Raw genomic sequence first — 18,033 nt, 5'->3', positions numbered from 1 at the left:
ATCACCTACTTATTGACGTTTTCTTCTTGTCTTTTTTTACTTTTTAGAAAAATTTTTTTACAATTTATCGGACATATGCATCAAAAAAGCCCATTTTTTTGATTTTTTATTAAAGTGACGTGGTTCTTTTCTCGTTAATTTTTACTATTTTTTGGTTCAAACGATTATATTGCTCAAACGTTAACTCACTTGAAAGTAAAAAGATCTCTGGATGACCCGTTTCCACATCTGTCAAAGAAGTCACTAATAGTAAATCAATATTTTGCCAGTCTTCTTTGCTTGCTTCACTGTATCGTAAAACTTCCAATGCATAGAACCGACGAAAATTATTTTCAATCGAAAGTTTCACCCGTTCTTCTTCCAGTACTGGCAAGCCTGATTTTAAACCTAAAACAATTTTTTGTTCGCGATGAATTAAATCATCGGAAAGCGCCAAAACACTAGAATAACGCAGAGCCAAAAATTCTTTATTTGTAAATAATTCATTGCCTGTTTGTTCGTAAAGTTGATTTAAGCCTTTGCTTAATTCTTCTAAAAGAACCGGATATTTTTCTTTGACTTTATTCCAAAAGACATTATACATTTTCACATTTTGGACATAGTAAAGTTCGGCAAATAAATGTGTAGCAAACAAATAATAAAAAATTTGCGGACGAATTTTTTCCAATTGCGGCGTCATTTGTATTTCTTCTAATAAGAAATGTTGGACTAAATGAGTCAACATATAAACAGGCGCTTCAGACTCATCAAAATGCGCTAAAATTGCTTGTGCAGTGGCTTCATCTTGATAAAATTGGTCATTGGCTAACAAGAAAAAGTACACAAAAGTTAAATCGTTTTTGTTAAGGAAAAGGGTTGTAGCTGTCATCTCTTCTATAAAGGCCTGGTAATGTTTATTACCTTCTAAATAAGTTTCTTGCTCGGCTGAAGGTCGATATTCGGCGCCTTGCGCACTCCGGACTTTTGAGATAGCGACCATATATTTAACTCGGCGTGTCACCGTTTCCGCAACTTCTACGTTGAAAAAAGCCATCATTTTTTGGACAGTTTGTGCGACTTCCGTTTCTTGTATATAGTCAAAAGGCCAAGTATCACGGATTAAGTCCATAAAAATAGTGTAAGCAAAATGGCGCAAATACGCTTCATTGCCTTCAATTTTCCAGGTACTTTTATTAATTACTAAACCCAATGGTGCTAAAATTTCTGTAAACCCTTTGAGCAAGCGCCGAATCGTGGCATCACTAGTATGATACTTTGCTGTCGCTGGCACAATTCCATTAAATCGACCCCAGAATAAATCTTCCATTACTTGATAAGTTAAACTATCCCGAAAAATTGCTGTATAAAGTTTCTGGAATGCTTGACTGGACGCCAAGTTCAAGCGATAGCCATGCCCCTTTTCAAAAGCCAAAGAAGCATCATTATCCACAGCATAATACGTAATGTCATCTTTTAGAAGCTCTACGTATTTTTTGACTGATTTTTTGTTTAATTGTAATTCTTCTGCTAACTCATTGATGTCAATCCAGCCTTCATTAATTGGCAAGTTTCTTAAAATAATAATTTTAGAAACGACATCTGTATCGAATATATCAACATATTCATCCCATTTCACTGTTCACTCAACTGCCTCTCTTCTGTTCTATTGTACACAAAATGAGAAATCTATTCCATGAAAAAATAACAGTTGTTTCTTTTATTCTTTCGTAGATGCGGACGTTTCAGGAACAAACACGTTGAGTCCCCCAGCTTCCACCGTTACTTTAATCGGTAAATCATCGGTAGGGTCGCCATCTGTTCGTGTTTGGACTTTCTTGTCTTTTTCGCCACTAATTTTAAATTGACTCCCAGAGAAATACACGACACCAGGAATTTCATTTAATTGTCCTCTGATAATTTTAGGTAAATAATAGACAAACTTGTAAAAAACTAACTTAGGCAAAATGATAATGTGGACTTCGCCGTCATCTGGCGTAGCATTGGCATCGAAATTGGTAAAGCCGCCAGCAGAATTCGTCATGGTCATCGTTAATAATTGGGCTTTGCCATGCCAACGTCTTTCATCGCCATCAATTTTTAGTTTGTATTTTTTCTTTTTCATTAATAAGCGGAAAAATTGCTTTGTAAAGGCTAAAGGACCATATTTTTGTTTCTCCTGTTGGGTCACATTTGCTGCTGTATCTGCTAATAGTCCAATCGTTAAGGTCGAAATCATCACATCTTGATTTACCATTCCAAAGTCAACTGGTGTGGTCTGTCCTGCCAAAATGGTCTCAAAGGCGTCTTCTTCTTTCAAAGGAATACTTAACACACGTGCAAAATTATTGACTGTTCCACCTGGAATAATCCCTATTTGATAGTCACGAATGGTGTCTTTAAAATTTTGAACGGCATGATGAATGGTCCCGTCACCACCAATGACGACCAAGACACCCACTTGATTTTCTTTGGCATTTTTCCGCATTTCTTCAGGATCAATGTCTGGATTGGAAGGTTGCAAAATAACCGCTTCCCCTCTCGCTTCTGCAGCTTTTTTAAAGCGTTCTGCAATCTCTTTACTTTCACTACTTCCTGAAGTTTCGTTGTATAAAACCATCATCTTTTTCATCATTCTATCCTCATATCTCTAACTAAATTTCTTGCACATGTAAAGTGTACAATATTTTAGCCAAAATACCTAAAGATAGCATCGAAAAACAAAGGCTGAGGCACAAGCGGTTATCTCCAAGAACCCAGTAAGTTCTGTTCAAAGACTAAACTGCGATGAAGGCTTACCTGAGAATGTCAATAAGAAGGAGCTGCTTTTGTTCAGTTGATTAGCTTAAGATGAAAAAACAGGCCATCCGTCCTTTCGACGGATGGCCTGTTTTTTTATAGCTTTTGCTTATTTCTTGCTCTTTTTATAGAAGAGCCAACTTGCCAAACTGACCAACAGGAGGCCGATAAAGACAAAGAAGTAATTGACTTTTGTGTTGGTTTTCGGTAAATCAAGCCAACCTGTCTCTCTAGCTGCTTGTTTCGTTGTTGGCTGATTTGGTTTTGTTTTTTTGGATACAGGTTGTTTCTCGTTAACAAACGTGCCCGCATCCACGAGTTCAGGTTTGTCTTTCGCTGTTGCCGCAATAGTGAATGCGACTGCTTGCTTAGACAGTTGGTAACCATCCGGTGCTTTTGTTTCCACAAAGGTATATTTTCCTGGTTGTAAGTGGTTCACTTGAACTAACCCTTGGTTGTCAGAACGTAATGAACGAGCGACAGTTTGCCCTGTCTCTGCATCTGTCACTTTAAATTCAGCACCTGCTAAGGCATTCTTTTGCTGGTCAATTTTCACCAGCTTGGCAGCACCTTGGTAATTAATAAAAGGTGCTTTAAGTACCACAGTGGCTGGTTTGCCTTGGTTGTCTTTGGCAATCGTAAAGCTTGCGCTTGGCGTTTCATTAAGAAGATAGCCTGTTGGCGCTTGTGTCTCCACAAAACGATACGTTCCCGGTGCTAAGTTTTTCGCAATGACTTTGCCTTGCTTGTCAGACATCAGATTGGCTTGTCCAGCTACGGTTTGCCCTGTTTCATCAATGACCTTAAACACCGCACCTGCCAATGCTTCACCTGTTTCGTTTTCTTTGGTTAATTGAGCAGTTCCTTGATAATTGATAAGATCGCCTAAAGCAATTGGCTGCTCTTTTCCTAATTGGGCGGTTACATCAAATGGATGTGGCGTTGTGTCTAACAGATAGCCTGTTGGTGCTTTCGTTTCCACTAAAACGTAATGCCCTTCATTCAGCCCTTTAGCGTAAATTTCGCCAGTCTTGTCCGTTGTTATTTCAGAAACTTTCTCTCCTGCACGATTCAAGAATGTTATTGGTGAACCTTGTGGCTGATTCTGATTATCGGCGTTGTAAATTGCAAAAACTGCACCCGCTAAGGTTTGACCTTGCTCATTGACTTTACGTCCCGTTACTTCCGCTTGATAATTTACAAACTCTAACTCATCTAGTGGTTGTTTATCATTTGAATTCTTCTTCACTACAAAATAAATGGGTTGTTTATTGACGATATAGCCATCCGTTGCATCCATTTCATCTAATTCATAACTACCAGCGCCTAAATCCTCCATAGCCAATGAACCATCTTTTTCAGCAGTTACTTCTCTTTCAAAGATTTTTTCCCCGTTTTCGATTCGATACAATTTAAAAATCGTTCCTGGAAGTGGGTTCGCATTGGCATCAATTTTCTTAAAGACGGCGCGTCCTTTGAAATTGGCGAAGGCCCCTAATTGGAAGATCTCCGGATCGCCTTTGAAATCACCACGAATTTCTACTTTTACTAATTCAGGATAAATAATATAATCTGCGCCATCTGGTAATTTTGGTGCTTTGATTTCTTTGTAATAATAGGTACCTGGCGCCAAGTCTCTAAAGATAATTTTGCCATCTTTGCCACTCGTTGCTGTAATCCCTAATGATTGTTTATTGTGATCATATAGTTCAAAAACAGCACCTGCTAATGGTTGGTCTGCGCTATTCGTTTTCACGATTTGGAAAGCCCCTTTGTAATTCACAAAGTTGTCACTAGCAACAACGACCGCTGGTTTACCAGCATTTTTCTCAGCAATTTCAAATGGGACTGGCGTGGTATTTAATAAATAGCCTGTTGGCGCTTTGGTTTCTACAAAGCGATATTTACCTGGGGCTAAGTGCTCTGCAATAATTTCCCCTTGACTATTTGTCGTCAAGCCTGTTTGAATCGTTTGTCCCTTCGCATCAAGCACTTTAAATGTCGCACCACTTAATAAGTATCCATTCACATCTTTTTTGATTAATTTAGCTGCGCCTTGATAGTTAACAAAGTTAGCCGTTGCTATAACTGTTGCTGGTTTGCCCCGATCGCTTGCTGCAATCGTGAAAGCACTTGGTTCAGTGTTTAAAAGGTACCCTGCTGGCGCTTTGGTTTCCACAAATTGATATTTGCCTGGGGCTAAATCCGTCACTGTGACTTTTCCGTTTGCATCCGAAACTAAGTGTTCTCGAACCGCTTGTCCTGTGGTATCAAGGACTGAAAATTCAGCACCTGCTAATGGATTGCCTGCTTGGTCTTTTTTAATTAGTTCAGCAGAACCTTGGTAATTAAGCATTTTAACATGAACATCATGAATTTGTCCGCTCGTGTTTTGTGTCACAATGAACCGTTTGGGTGTCGTGTCTAAAAGATAGCCTGTCGGTGCTTCGATTTCTGTGAACTGATAAAGCCCCGGTTTTAAACTATCCACCTCTAACTGGCCATTCGCGTTGGTTCGATCCGGCGCAAGGGGAACTTCTTCCCAATGAGTAAACGGCGTGGTTACGGCATGCTCTAATTTAAAGCGAGCATTGACTAACTTTTTACCCTTCTCATCCATTTTTTCTAAAAATACTTTATTGACATCGTTTTTAATAATGGTTGGTTGTGCTCCTTCGGCTGAAGTTTCTTCATCAATAGTAATGACTCGGCCTTTAGCTAATTCGTCCGAAACTGTATAACCTTCTGGTGCTTTTGTCTCCACCAAAATGTATTGCCCTTGCGGCAACCCACCAAATGTGATAACCCCAGTGGCGTCTACTGTACCTTCACGTAGGACTTGTGTTTTGGCTTGGTCCCAAATTTGGAAATGGGCGCCTGCTAAAATAGTCGTCCCATCCATGGCTGTTTTCTTCAGCTGAATTTTGCCTTTAGTCCCTGTGGCATGACCGCCACTGTGATCAATGTCAACGACCACATCGCCATTGTCATCCCCATGAACGACTTCTGAACCATTTCCAGTAATTGACACTTGGTTGGATACCGTGTCTGTACTCCCCGCCGCTGAAGAAGTCACTAAACTACGATATTCCATATAATAAGGTGCTTCAATATGGGCCATTTTAACGACAATTTTTTGTTGTCCTGTTTCATTATCGGTGGTAACTTCCAGTGTGTAATCTTTTCCTTCTTCTAAAATAACAGATTTATCTGGCGTAATCGTTCCGTCTTCTGTTACGTTGGTACCGTAAATCACCAATGACTCGGGATCTAACACTTGATTTGGTGAGGGTGTATCAGTAATAACCACATCGTCTAAAACCGATTGGGCGCCATTGATCATTACATGCCAGTACACATGATCTGGATCATCTTTGTGGTATTCGCCACCTTTTTTCACTGATTCGCCACCATGTTGAATAGAAACTTTTCCTGTCACATCACGTGAAGAACCTTGGTTTGTATAAGATGCGGTATTGTCATAGCTAGCCGAACCTTCGATAACTTTTTCATCAACAGACGTCTTAAATTCAATCACATACGTACGACTATCATTAGGAAAGTCAACACGCCAAGTATTTTGGTTTTTCTCGCTTGGTTCTTCCATTGTGATATCCGTCAACGGTTGCGTTGGTTTCACTTTTTCAACCGAACCATCTGGTTTTGTATTGCCTTCATAGACTTTCAAGCTCCCAGCCAAATAGGTTTGATTGGCTAAAATTGGATCCGTCAAAAAGGCGTCGACTAAACGATTATTACTTAAATTAACCGCAAGCGTCCAAGTGATTTCTTTGGTGACGGCATTGTAAACACCGCTTTTTTGCGCATTTAAATCAAAAGCAGGTAAAGGTTTAAACGGTTTACTATCTTCTGAATGATGATTGTTTCCTGCTTCATCCATCCAATCAATGGCAGCGGTATTTCGGTAATGGTCCAATGCAGGATTGTTAGCATCTAACTCGGTAACATCGAAAAAGGTAGTATAGGTTACGTAAAAGGCATCACTTGTTTTGGCATACGCCCCCATGAAACTTAACTTAAAGCCTGTTTCACCTTCTGCATTACGAGTTATTTCTACCATGTAATCTTTACCTAACGTCAACTGAGCACCAGTGGTTGTATCTTTAACAACCAACGAATTGGGTACCATGGTTAAGCCAGGAACTGGTTCGTATGTGTCCGTAATCACGGCATTTTCCATCAAATAATTATTTTGATTCACAGCTAACGTCCAACCAATCGTTGAATTTTGATAATCAACTGCACCAGTGTTTTTAATAATATTTTGTTGACTGGCTGTGCCATCACCTTCTGAATGCTGACCAGTGCCAACATCCACACGATTATTCACGGCAACATCGCCTTCGACAATTCCATCAACTTTGGTTTTATAATCAATCTTGACTGCGCCAGTCACATCATGTAAAAAGTCAATTGCAAAGGAACCGTCTCCGTTGATTACCACTTTGTAATCTTTTCCTTCCACAAGTTCTGCTCCAACGACTTCATTTCCTTTGTCATCAAACGTCACTGAATATAAATGTAAAGAATCTGGTTCAAACGTTAAATTATCGCCCATTGTGTCTGTAATGACTGCTTGGTCTTTTGGAATGATTTGTTCACCATAGTTGTAGTTAATTTCCCAAGTGAATTCTTGATTGGTTTCATCGTAATCTATGTTGCGCTTGTCTAACATTTTGCCATATGTGGCGGTAACAGTTGCTTCAGCATCTAACCCATTTGGATTATTATCACTTGTTAACGTCGCGTGATTTTTAAAAGGCACATCGCCGCCGCCATCTGGAATAACCGCCTCGTCAATCGTCGTTTGGTACTCAAGACGATACGCTTTGTTGGTGTCACCTTTAATCGTCACATTGCCATTTTTATCAACGGTATATTCATCTGGACTAAGTTCGCGACCCACTTCTTTAATTGTTCCATCAAGATTCATCACTAACTCATAGACTTTCACGGACTTAAAGGTATTCCCTGTTGGCCATGTTTCCGTCACAGTTGGATTTGTTTGATCTTTCATCGCTTGATTGATATCTACCGTCCAAGTAATCGCACTAGGATTGGGCGTTCGATCAAAATGGCCTTGTTTATCAATTTGTTGTTCGGTATCTGGGACAATCGGAATCACTACAGGCGGCAAATCTTCTTGTGTAGGAATATCAATCACCCAATCTCCTGGGCCCCGCCCATCTGAATCATTCAAATGAGTATCTAAAGAAAAGTCCCCGTGAATGTCACTTTCAGACGTGATTCGCTCATTAAAGGTAAAACGAACCGTACCATCTTCACTAATTGTGTAGGTTCCATAGACATTGCCTTCTGCATCAACTAAATCACCTGAACCTGGTTTATTAGGTTTCAAATTGCCAGGTAATTGAAACTCGAAGTAATCGCCTGCTTTCATTTGTTCCCGCACATCTTCTGGAATCGACCAGTTAAAGTTCCAATGAATGGTCACATCTTCTTTATACGGCGGTGTTGCTGGTGTGCCATCAGGATTTAAATAAATCGGATCTTCAAAATTATCGATAATCGTTGTTTCATCACCTGTAAAATAGTCACTAATATCTGTTGGTCCTGCTACGTGCGGTTTGACAGTCGTAGACTCGGTTGTTTTACTTTCTATCGCTTTTGTCGTGCTGGCGACAGTTTCTTCGGACGAACGAGGAACAGAGGAGTTTGTAGATGCTTCTTCTGTTGAACCTTCATTCGCTGATGCGGCTGGCGAACTCGTGATTGCCGTTGATTCTGTCGGATCAGTACCAGTATTTAACGTCAACGCTCGTTGCTGTTGTCCATAAGAAAACGTCACATCTTCTGTAGCTGTAGGGTTCAACGTTAAGACTAACGTATCTGCTAACGCTTGCTGATTCAATTCAATTTGAATCTGTTTCTTCTGGTCATCCACTTGAATCTTGCGCGTATTATTGGGCGCTGCCCAATGTGCAGCTTTGATTGACACATTGGCACTATAATGCACTACAACCTCTTGTGTTACTGGTTGTGCTTTTCCTTGAAGCGCTAAGGTCATTTCTTGCTGGCTGGTTTGCTTCACTTCTCCTAACGTTAACTGGCCATCGCTGTTAACATCTTCCGCCAAAGCCATGAGTGGTGTGCCATAATTTAGAACAAGTAACAAACACATCAACCCGTAGAGCCAACGGTTTACCATTGGACCATTCTTTCTCATTTCTTTCATCCTTCCTCTACTAACGACACATAGAAGAGAACGTTCACTTCGTACCAATTTTTTATTTTAAACCAAATAAGTGAGTGCTCTTCTGTTGTCTTTCTTCCTTGCTAAAACAGACAGCCAACACACCTTTTCTTTTTATCTCCTCAAAACGCACTCTTACTTCGAATGCGGATTCATTTTCTGCTTTTTCCTATAGACTCTTCTATAAGAATAAGAAGAGTATAACGAGATTTTTCAGCGAAAATTATCAACAACTTCTCCTCCAAATAGAAAAAGTTGATGAAATCCCAGAAACCCTTTTCATCTTTATGAAAACACGTCCTTATCCTTTCTTATTTTTACTATTCCTTCTTCCACTATACCGTTTTTTTTAATTTTTTTCATAAGAACTAACCAGACAAAAAAGCCTATTTGTATAAGCTATTTAAGCTAAAAATCAATAGACTCAAATTATCATTTTTGTTATTTAAATGTTTTATATAAACTGGTTGTTTTTTTTAATAATTTTTTGCTCTATCGTTTTTTGTCCGTGTTTTGTTCCATTTGACACATTCAGTTCTTCTTGATTTTTAAGAATAGATACAGTAGCATAAGAACAACTAGTTCTTTCACTGGCAATCGTCAAATGTCGTTTAAAAAAGAATGCCCTATCTGTATTATCTGAAAAATCAAACAATCATAACCAATTAGAAAGGTGGTTATTATGCATAACTTATTAACCAAACAGGAAATTCAGTTGCTTTCCCTAATTGAATACTTGTATGACAGTAAAGAAAAAGTCCCCATGCAAGTACTCCGACGAAAATATGAATTTTCCCATTACAATATCAACAATTTATTGAATCAATTAACTTTGTTAATTTCTCGAGTCAATACACATGAAAATGTACATATTCGCATCATTAATAATCAACAGTCCATAGAATTAGTTGCCGATGAAAATATCCCGATTGAGTTAATGAAAGAAGCTGTTGTCCGCGGGTCACTAACCTATATGTTAGCCCTGGATTTACTTTTAAAACGCTACACTTCAGCCAAAGATTTTTGTGAAGAGCACTTTATTAACTTTTCTATTTTTAAACAAGTCAGTGACCGTTTAAATAATCATCTAGCTAGATTTAATTGTTATTTAAACTTAAAAAGACGAGAAAAAATTTGTGGTAACGAGAAAGATTTTCGCAGTTTCTTTTATTCCTTATTCTTCATTTCAGGAACTTCTCTAGTACCATTTTTATCTAAGACTAATCAAGCGCAATTGCAGAACTTCATTGAAATCATCAAAAACCGTTACCCTTACTTTACATATACTGATTTACGCAAATTAAAATTAATTATGTCCATAGGTTTACTCCGTTATCAATCCGGTTTTACAATCACCAATTATCCAGAAGTTGCTGCTATTAATTTGGCCTTTCCTTATTCAGAATTCCAACTATTAGTGAATGATTGTTTTATTGATGAACAAAAAGAGCCTGACACTTGGCAAGCTGAGATTCATTTTTATTATGATTTCTTCAGCACATTAACGATGTACTCTCTGGTCCAAATGGAAACCATCAACTTTGCCAACTTAGCGATCATGGGAATGGATAACAGTCCACACGCTACTTGGATTTTTGAAAAATGTACGCAATTACAGTTGGATTTAAGCGCAATAGAAGTGGTCTTTTTGTTGGTTAATTTATCCAATGCCAGTGAACGACTGATTCATTTCCCTGTGGAAGAGGAATTGAGCTATGAGGTTGCTAATGTCTCTTTGTATGAAAAACAATACCCAAATGTTTCACGAACAACCAACTATTTCTTAAAGCGTTTGCCTTTTGACAAACAACATCCACTAGATGCGTTATTTAAAGAAACCATTTTTTTAATTATTCGGAGTGTTTTATTAAACAAACAAATTCCTGTTAAAATTTTACTTCATTCATCTATTAATCAGATACAAGAAAATTGGTTAGCGAAGGAAATCAATAATTATTGCGATGTTCCTTTGAAATTCGTTAATCATATTCAAGAAGTGCCTGACTTAGTCATTACTGACAAAAATAATCCGCTTTTTCACGCCAGTAAAACTTTTTATTGGCATCCCGTTCCTTATTTAGACGAATACTATAACCTAAAACAAGTAGTTCGCAAAATTTATTTTGCTAAATTGCGTGGGGAAAACAGTTTGGAGGGAATCGGATGTTAACAGGGTTACTTGATGTACCTTATCGTAAAAGTTTTGCTCTTTTAGAAGAGTTACTCGAACGTCGTGAAGCAGAAGAACAAACATTGGCGATTTCTACTTTAGCGACTCAATTAAAAATGCAACAAAATACCATTCTACAATCTGTAGCTTTGCTCCAAACAGAAATTGAAAAAAACGGCTGGGAGAACTTATTTTCTTTATCAGCAAACGCCAAAGAAATCACATTTTGGTTTGCACCCTATTTCCAACTGTCGTTTTTGATGCCCTACTTTGTCAAAAAAAGTTTCGCGTATCAAGTACTGACCTATGCCTTTAACCATAATGCAATTGATAGCAAACATTTTGAAAAAGTCCTAGAAATTTCTTCATCAACCTTTACGCGAAAAATTGGACAATTAAACCAATGGCTTCAAAAATATCAGATTGAAATCAATTTAAAACGTACCAATGTGTTGGTGGGCAAAGAAAAAGATATCCGGATTTTCTTTATGATGCTTTTTTGGAACAATTACTCTGAAGGGGATTGGCCGTTACACACGATTACTAAAAAAGAAGTCCACAGTCTCTTTCGACGTTTAAAACACTCTGTTTCTTTCAATACAACACAAGATTTTACAAAAGACTTGATTTTTTCTGCGGTGATTTTAGCGCGTTGGAAAGAGGGCTTTTTTATCAAAGAAACTTTCGTGGAGGAAGAAGCGATTGTTAATCCCTTTGTTAATCTGAGTGAATTTGAATTGTTTTTTAAAGAAGAAGCCTTACACCAAGTTCCAACAAAATTTATACAAAAAGAAGGCCTTTTTGCCTTTTTCTTATTGACGATTAGTGTCAGCTACGCCACACAAGATGTCTTGGAAATTCCTGCAGCACGGATGCATATGGTCCAGCTATTAGGCTCACCCATTAAAGAGATCATTTATCAACTAACGTCTTTTTATCAAATTAAATTGACATTTCACGAGTATCTTTATCTATATACTTCTATCCAAAATTTAAGTGTCTTTTTTAAGACCTTTGTCACGATTGCCAATCCATTTGTGCAAGAAAGCTTTTTAAAAGAAGCACTTCAAAAAAATCCAAGTCTCTACAAAGATGTGAAGCGACTTACAATCGAAATGCTTCCAACATTGATGGGCAATGAAAAATTGTTAGTTGACTGCTTGTTTATTCTTTTTTGTACATTGAAAACGAAATCTTTACCACCGATTCGTGTCTTAGTAAGGACCAATCAAAGTAATTTAATTTTAGATACCCTTTATGAAAAGCTAAGTAAAGCCGTGGATAAAAAATTAATTTTTGTCGCTTCACCAGAAAAGCCTTTCGATGTAATTATTACAGATATCTTTTCAGAAGTTAGTGTCAAATCAACGGTTCCCACTTATTATGTTGATTTTTCTGCTAGCATTGGTGAACTAGCGCAAAGCTTAGAAAATTTAAATACACAAATTGTCACCAAACAAAGTCCACGCCACTTTTAAAAGTTTTCACGTGAAACATTTTAAGTGATAAAAATTACAAAAAATGCCAAAAGGTAGCAGTTTTTCTGCTGCCTTTTGGCATTTTTTACGAAAATTTTCAATGTTCCACTCTAGTGATACCGAAACGTAGAACATTCATTTACTAACTACTCACTTTACATGACGTTGTTATTTTCTGTCACCAATTCTAGCTCTTGCAAGTAATGATCCAAAGTCGCGTGATGTTGATCGACATCGGCTAACTCTGTTTCAATTTTAGCTAAACGCGTGTTCATGCGTTGAATTTCCGTTAGTGTTTGTTGTAAAACGTTTAAAATCCGTTCATCGTTAGGCATTGAAATCACTCCTTGTCCATTTATAGTTCTGAGCCGTGTTCAATCTCTTCAATCGTTTCAAGAGACAAATCTTTGGCATCATTTTTAGCTTTGTGGAAGACCATATATAAAATGGTACAAACGATTGGGATACAGCCTGCTAAGAAGTACATTTGTTGGAATGACATAAAGTTACGTAATTCACCTAAAACGTACGGACCAACCCCTAATCCAAGGTCTAAACCGATGAAATAAGTTGATAAAGCAATCCCGATACGGTGAGGACTTGGGCTTTCTTGAAGACAAACCGCTTGGCCATTTGACATAAAAGTACCATAACCTAAGCCAATTAACCCACCTGAAACTAATAACATCCAACCAGACGTAGTCATACTTAATAAGAATAAGCCTAGTGTTAAGAAAATGTAGCTCGGATACATGACGTAGCGTTCACCTTTGACATCGAAAATCCGACCTGTCGATGGACGTGTTAAGGTAATCACGACTGCATAGACGATAAAGAAGAAGGTGCTGACGTCAACTAAATCGATTACTTTGACATAAGAAGATAAGAAAGATAAGACACTTGAATAAGCAAGCCCCATTAAAAAGGCGATAAATGTAATAAATAAAACTTTCTTTTCAACAAAACTATCAAAATTCCATTTAGATAAAGCTTCACGATGTTCAGGTGTTAACTCAATATTTTTCACTGGGAAAATGAAGCAAGCAATGGTTGTTAACAAAATTAAAATAATTGAAAAGTTAATAATGACATGGAAGTTGGAAACATTTAACAATAACATCCCAATAAATGGCCCAATGCCGGCTGCTAAACTAGTACTCAAACCATAATAATTGATCCCTTCCCCTTTTTTGTTTTTAGGGATATAGGCGGTAACAATTGCGTTGGTCGCTGTCGAAACGGTTCCGTAACCAAACCCATTTAAAAAACGGACCAGATAAAGAATGCCCATACTTGGCATATACATATACGCAACAGTCGTTAAAAGATAAAACAAAGCCCCATAACGTAAGACTTGTTTGCGCCCAATCAGTTCAAGGAGTTTCCCCATGAAAAGTCGTGCAAGCAATGTCCCGATGATGTAAATTCCTGAGGCCAAACCCGCTTGACCTAAAGTAGCGTGTAAGCTATCTTGCGCAATCACCGCAATAATAACCATTAATAAATAATAAACAAGATAGACAATGAAATTAATCACTGTAATACTGATAAAGCCTTTATTCAAAAGCTTTGTTGGTGTTTGTTCTGTCATAATTCTTTGAATTCCTCTCTCTTTTGTTCTGTTTATTTTGTGTTGCTATTTTTCAATAAAAGACCGCTATCCCCTCACTTTGATGACTTATCAAAAAATTTTCTGAAATTCATTTGCAGTTATTACTATACGAGATATCTGTTACAAAAAAATGTAAATTTGTGAATGATAAACGTTATCTACAAATAACTTCAACAAATGTTGTTGATTTTTGTTGAAGAAAGAGTCCTCAACTATTCTCAAAATATCGAATGGTTGAGGACTCTTTCTTTTAATTAAAAATAAGTTCACATCTATTACAAACTGTCTATAGTTTGACTCTGTATGTCTAAGACATCGGTTACTTTTTTACCAAATTGTCCTTGGACCGACTTTTCTAAGCCAGTATTTGCATTTTCTATTGAGCGTTTGGCTTGTCCTAAAGCATTTTTTTCCCTTCGCTTGCTTTTCTGTACTTTTTTACTCTGTTGTTGTAACAGCGATAAACCGAGAGACTGCGCTGTTACTTTTTGCAGATTCTTTTGGTATTCTTTCCATAATTTCTCCAATAACTCCATGAACATCCTCCTTCGTTAACTTTCCCGCTGTGCATTTAATTTTCTATACTTTATTTCTAACTCTTCCCTCTGACGGTAAAGTTTTCTCTTAGCATGACTTACTTCTTCTGAAAAGTCATATTCTAATCGGCCAAGCGCTTGTCTCGCTTGTTGTAGTGGTTGCTGATTTTCGGCAATCATTCGAATAGCAGACTGAATGTTATAATAGGTTTCTTCAGCGAGTTGTTGGCTTTTTCTCTGATAAGAAGCTAAGAGCATTTCTTGCTCATCTAACTCCCGCAATTGTCTGCGGCATCTTTCTAGCTCATCGGCTGTCGTCATGTTAAGGCTCCTTTCAGTTGGTTCGCTAATTCTTGATCTCTCTGAACCAATTCATTTATTTTAGCGGTAATTTGTTGGGTTAATTGAACAAATGAAGTTCTAATACGATTGATTTTGCTGAATTTTTTCTGGAAATATTCCAGATCTTGGTCAACCATCGTTTGTTTCGTACATTGGACTTGATCCATCGCCTCTCTCATTTCTGCATACGAAAGTTCTGGTGTATGTCGTTGAATGAGTTGCAATCCGTTTTCCCAATCTTCTTGTAATTCTTGCATCACTTTTTTGTAAATATGTAGGCACTCTTCCATCGCTACATCAAATTGTGATGCGGCGACTTTAACAACCGCTAAGGCTTGACTATCTTCTAAATAAATCCGTTCATTACTAGATAATCCGCCACCGCTCGCCGTTAAAGAAACACGTAATTCATTCAACTGATTAAATTGTTTCAGTTGTTCTTGAAGCCATTTGTTTTCTTTTTTTAAACGGTTGATTTCTGCCAATGTCTCAGGATTCGTGCCGTCGTAAGTCTCCAGCCCACGAATTCTATTTTTATTTTCTAAAATCTGCTGCGCCAGAATGGTTTGCTCGATTGCAACCCCACCATGCCCATCTGAATAGACAGCAATATCGCCAAATTTATCAATATAATTACCGGCATCATCAATTTCAAACATATCCAAATCATGGCCGAACGTCTTTTTAACCCAGCCAACAATTACGCCACTATAATTATCAACTCCAAAACTATAAAAAGGAATTTTCCCTTGTCCACCTGTTACAAAACTGCTGGTGACCGCATCTGAAGTATCATAGAAATTAATAATTTGACCTTTGTAGTTTTTAATTTGTTCGTCTGTCAATCCTGAACCAGCCGCACCATACGTGATGGCATTGTAGCCTTTCAAAACCGCAACGTAAATTGCTTCGGCACCACCAAGAGAATGACCCGTCGTGTTAATTGTATAGCCAGCTTCAGGAGAATATTGGCGCTCAATCTGACTGGCATATGTTAAAGCAGATTGGAACGCTCCAGCTTGGTGTTTATCATTAAAACCAATTTCTCGAAAATTGGTTTTCCAATCTTGCCATGATTTGGTACCAGCGTAGACAATGGTGAGATTTTGGTTGATTACGGATTGGGGATAGCCTTTGATTTCTTTTAATTTACTATCCTTATATGACTTATATTCATCTTTGATTTCAGCCACTGTCATAGCTTGCATGCTGTTGCTTCTTAGTTCATGTTCGTATCCGAGAGTATCTTTATCAGTATCGATGGTATCGATTACAAGATACTTCGCCCCTTTGTATTTAATAACATTTCCTGAATTTGTTGTTTCTTTCTCCACTCCGTATACTATTTCAGAAAATTTCCGATAATTGTCCATTACTTTATCCCTCCTTCATAATAAATAATTTTATTCTTGGGTATTGTTACAGAAGTTGGCTGTTCTTTTTCTTCTAAAACATAATTATTTCTCGTATTTCCTGGATCCAAACTATAGCGAAATTTTCCTGTTTCTGCTGAGATAGTACTTAATGTTGTATTATCTTCATACACATCGTTAATAATAAATTCGACCTCTAAACCTTTCATTGGCCCTACTGCAAAACTGGTAAATTCTACTTTTTTAATATCGCTGTATTCTTTTAATTCATCTGATTTTTTTAGAAATTCTTCCGTAGTTAAACTACCTTCCCCTCTGTTGTATTCCTTATTTAGCTGTTCATCCTTTGCTTCATCTACTGTGTAAAGTCTGTAGTTATTATACAAATAGTTCGCTAAATCTGTTTGGATTTCGTGTAGTTTCGCTTTTTCTTGTTCGTCCATATACCATTTTCCTCCAATTCCTATGATTAAAATAATGAGTAGTCCGATTAACCATTGTTTCCTATGTTTCACTGATGCACCTCCTTTTTGCCACGCAACGACTTTTTAATTAAATTTTAACAAAACCACCTATCAAAGGAAAGTTATATTTAATCTAATTTTAATAAACTGGATAATATTAAAGAATATAAAAAAAGAGTTTGGACAATCGCCCAAACTCTTCTGAAAAATCTTCTCTATTTTCGTCCTAAAATCCATGAAACGATGGCAACTAAAATCACTGCCCCGATAATCGATGGCACAATAGCCATTCCAGCTAAGCTTGGTCCCCATGTGCCTAAAATGGCTTGACCAATTGTTGAACCAACTAACCCTGCAATGATATTGGCAATAATGCCCATTGATGATCCTTTTTTAGTAATTGCTCCAGCGATTGCCCCAATGACCCCGCCGACAATTAATGCCCAAATAAAGCCCATGATTGTTTCCTCCCTTTAACTGTTTATTCTACACGTGGTTCCATATTTTCTTTGACTTGTTCTGTTCCTTTATTCACAGCTTTTTTTGCTTTTTCTGTTTGTTCAGAAGCAAATTCACCGGTACTTTTGGCAGCGCCTGTGACTTTATCTTGAACCGTTTCGCTATCTTCTTCGTATTCTTCTTTTGATTTGATATCGACTACGTTAACATTCACTTCAATCACATCTAAGTGGGTCATTTTTTTCACTTCACGGCTGATTAATTCTTTCATTTTTTCGTAAATGTCTTGAATATCTTTGCCGTATTCTACCACGATATCCATATCAACAGCGACTTGTTTTTTACCAACTTCGGTATCAATACCAGCTGTGACGTTATCTGTGTTTACTAATTTTTCAGCAATATTTGAGAAAAAGCCGCCATCGACTGTTAATAGACCATCGACATTTTCTAAGGCTAAACCGATAATTTTTTGAACGACTTTATCTTCAAATGTTAATTCACCTTTGATTGCATGATCTTCTGGTGTGTGTGGTCCGTTTCCTGCTGGTTTTGGTACATTATTGAATTTTTCGTTACTCATGGTTCA

General features: G+C 37.5%; 13 protein-coding genes. 2 read left to right on the top strand and 11 right to left on the bottom strand.

The window, feature by feature from the left end:
• Positions 1-109 precede the first annotated feature (109 nt).
• From IGL36_RS00395 to fss1, 3 genes are all read right to left on the bottom strand, one after another.
• Positions 110-1,615 carry a helix-turn-helix domain-containing protein gene (locus tag IGL36_RS00395; protein ID WP_002397695.1) on the bottom strand — a complete coding sequence of 502 codons (1,506 nt, stop codon included), beginning with the start codon at positions 1,613-1,615 and terminating at the stop codon, positions 110-112.
• A gap of 81 nt (positions 1,616-1,696) precedes the next feature.
• The gene (locus tag IGL36_RS00390) at positions 1,697-2,611 is read right to left on the bottom strand and encodes a diacylglycerol/lipid kinase family protein (RefSeq protein WP_078122538.1); all 915 of its coding nucleotides are present in this window, start codon (positions 2,609-2,611) and stop codon (positions 1,697-1,699) included.
• A gap of 273 nt (positions 2,612-2,884) precedes the next feature.
• A complete protein-coding gene (fss1, locus tag IGL36_RS00385; RefSeq protein ID WP_152687211.1) occupies positions 2,885-8,983 on the bottom strand; it encodes a fibrinogen-binding MSCRAMM adhesin Fss1 in 6,099 nt (2,032 codons plus the stop codon).
• 709 nt (positions 8,984-9,692) lie between these two features.
• On the opposite strand from fss1, the gene IGL36_RS00380 reads away from it, so the two are divergent.
• Together IGL36_RS00380 and IGL36_RS00375 are read left to right on the top strand one after the other, a co-directional pair.
• Entirely contained in the window at positions 9,693-11,180 is a 1,488-nt protein-coding gene (locus tag IGL36_RS00380; protein WP_002396763.1) for a helix-turn-helix domain-containing protein, read from the top strand.
• Positions 11,174-12,658 (top strand): helix-turn-helix domain-containing protein, encoded by a 1,485-nt coding sequence (locus tag IGL36_RS00375; RefSeq protein WP_002396762.1) that lies wholly within the window; start codon positions 11,174-11,176, stop codon positions 12,656-12,658. Before IGL36_RS00380 ends, IGL36_RS00375 begins: the two co-directional genes overlap by 7 nt.
• A 155-nt stretch (positions 12,659-12,813) precedes the next feature.
• Here IGL36_RS00375 and IGL36_RS00370 read toward each other — a convergent pair whose 3' ends face one another.
• From IGL36_RS00370 to IGL36_RS00335, 8 genes are all read right to left on the bottom strand, one after another.
• Positions 12,814-12,993, bottom strand: coding sequence for a hypothetical protein (locus IGL36_RS00370; protein WP_002381345.1), 180 nt, complete (start codon positions 12,991-12,993; stop codon positions 12,814-12,816).
• 20 nt (positions 12,994-13,013) lie between these two features.
• Complete coding sequence (locus IGL36_RS00365) at positions 13,014-14,249, bottom strand: MFS transporter (RefSeq protein ID WP_002356101.1); 1,236 nt, start codon at positions 14,247-14,249, stop codon at positions 13,014-13,016.
• A gap of 296 nt (positions 14,250-14,545) precedes the next feature.
• Positions 14,546-14,812 (bottom strand): hypothetical protein, encoded by a 267-nt coding sequence (locus IGL36_RS00360; protein ID WP_002356100.1) that lies wholly within the window; start codon positions 14,810-14,812, stop codon positions 14,546-14,548.
• Positions 14,813-14,821: 9 nt separating this feature from the next.
• A complete protein-coding gene (locus tag IGL36_RS00355; RefSeq protein ID WP_002356099.1) occupies positions 14,822-15,127 on the bottom strand; it encodes a hypothetical protein in 306 nt (101 codons plus the stop codon).
• On the bottom strand, positions 15,124-16,521 hold the full coding sequence (locus IGL36_RS00350; protein WP_002356098.1) for a DUF2974 domain-containing protein: 1,398 nt from the start codon (positions 16,519-16,521) through the stop codon (positions 15,124-15,126). The genes IGL36_RS00355 and IGL36_RS00350 overlap by 4 nt, the downstream gene beginning before the upstream one ends.
• On the bottom strand, positions 16,521-17,036 hold the full coding sequence (locus tag IGL36_RS00345; RefSeq protein ID WP_002397700.1) for a hypothetical protein: 516 nt from the start codon (positions 17,034-17,036) through the stop codon (positions 16,521-16,523). Before IGL36_RS00345 ends, IGL36_RS00350 begins: the two co-directional genes overlap by 1 nt.
• Positions 17,037-17,200: 164 nt before the next feature.
• Complete coding sequence (locus IGL36_RS00340; protein ID WP_002356092.1) at positions 17,201-17,443, bottom strand: GlsB/YeaQ/YmgE family stress response membrane protein; 243 nt, start codon at positions 17,441-17,443, stop codon at positions 17,201-17,203.
• A gap of 23 nt (positions 17,444-17,466) precedes the next feature.
• A complete protein-coding gene (locus IGL36_RS00335; RefSeq protein ID WP_002356090.1) occupies positions 17,467-18,027 on the bottom strand; it encodes an Asp23/Gls24 family envelope stress response protein in 561 nt (186 codons plus the stop codon).
• Positions 18,028-18,033: the final 6 nt, after the last annotated feature.

Source organism: Enterococcus sp. AZ011 (assembly GCF_050548355.1).
GTDB classification, from domain to species: Bacteria; Bacillota; Bacilli; order Lactobacillales; family Enterococcaceae; genus Enterococcus; species Enterococcus faecalis.
The sequence above is the reverse complement of the archived record's forward strand: the minus strand, read 5'-3'. Positions and strand labels throughout refer to the sequence as shown.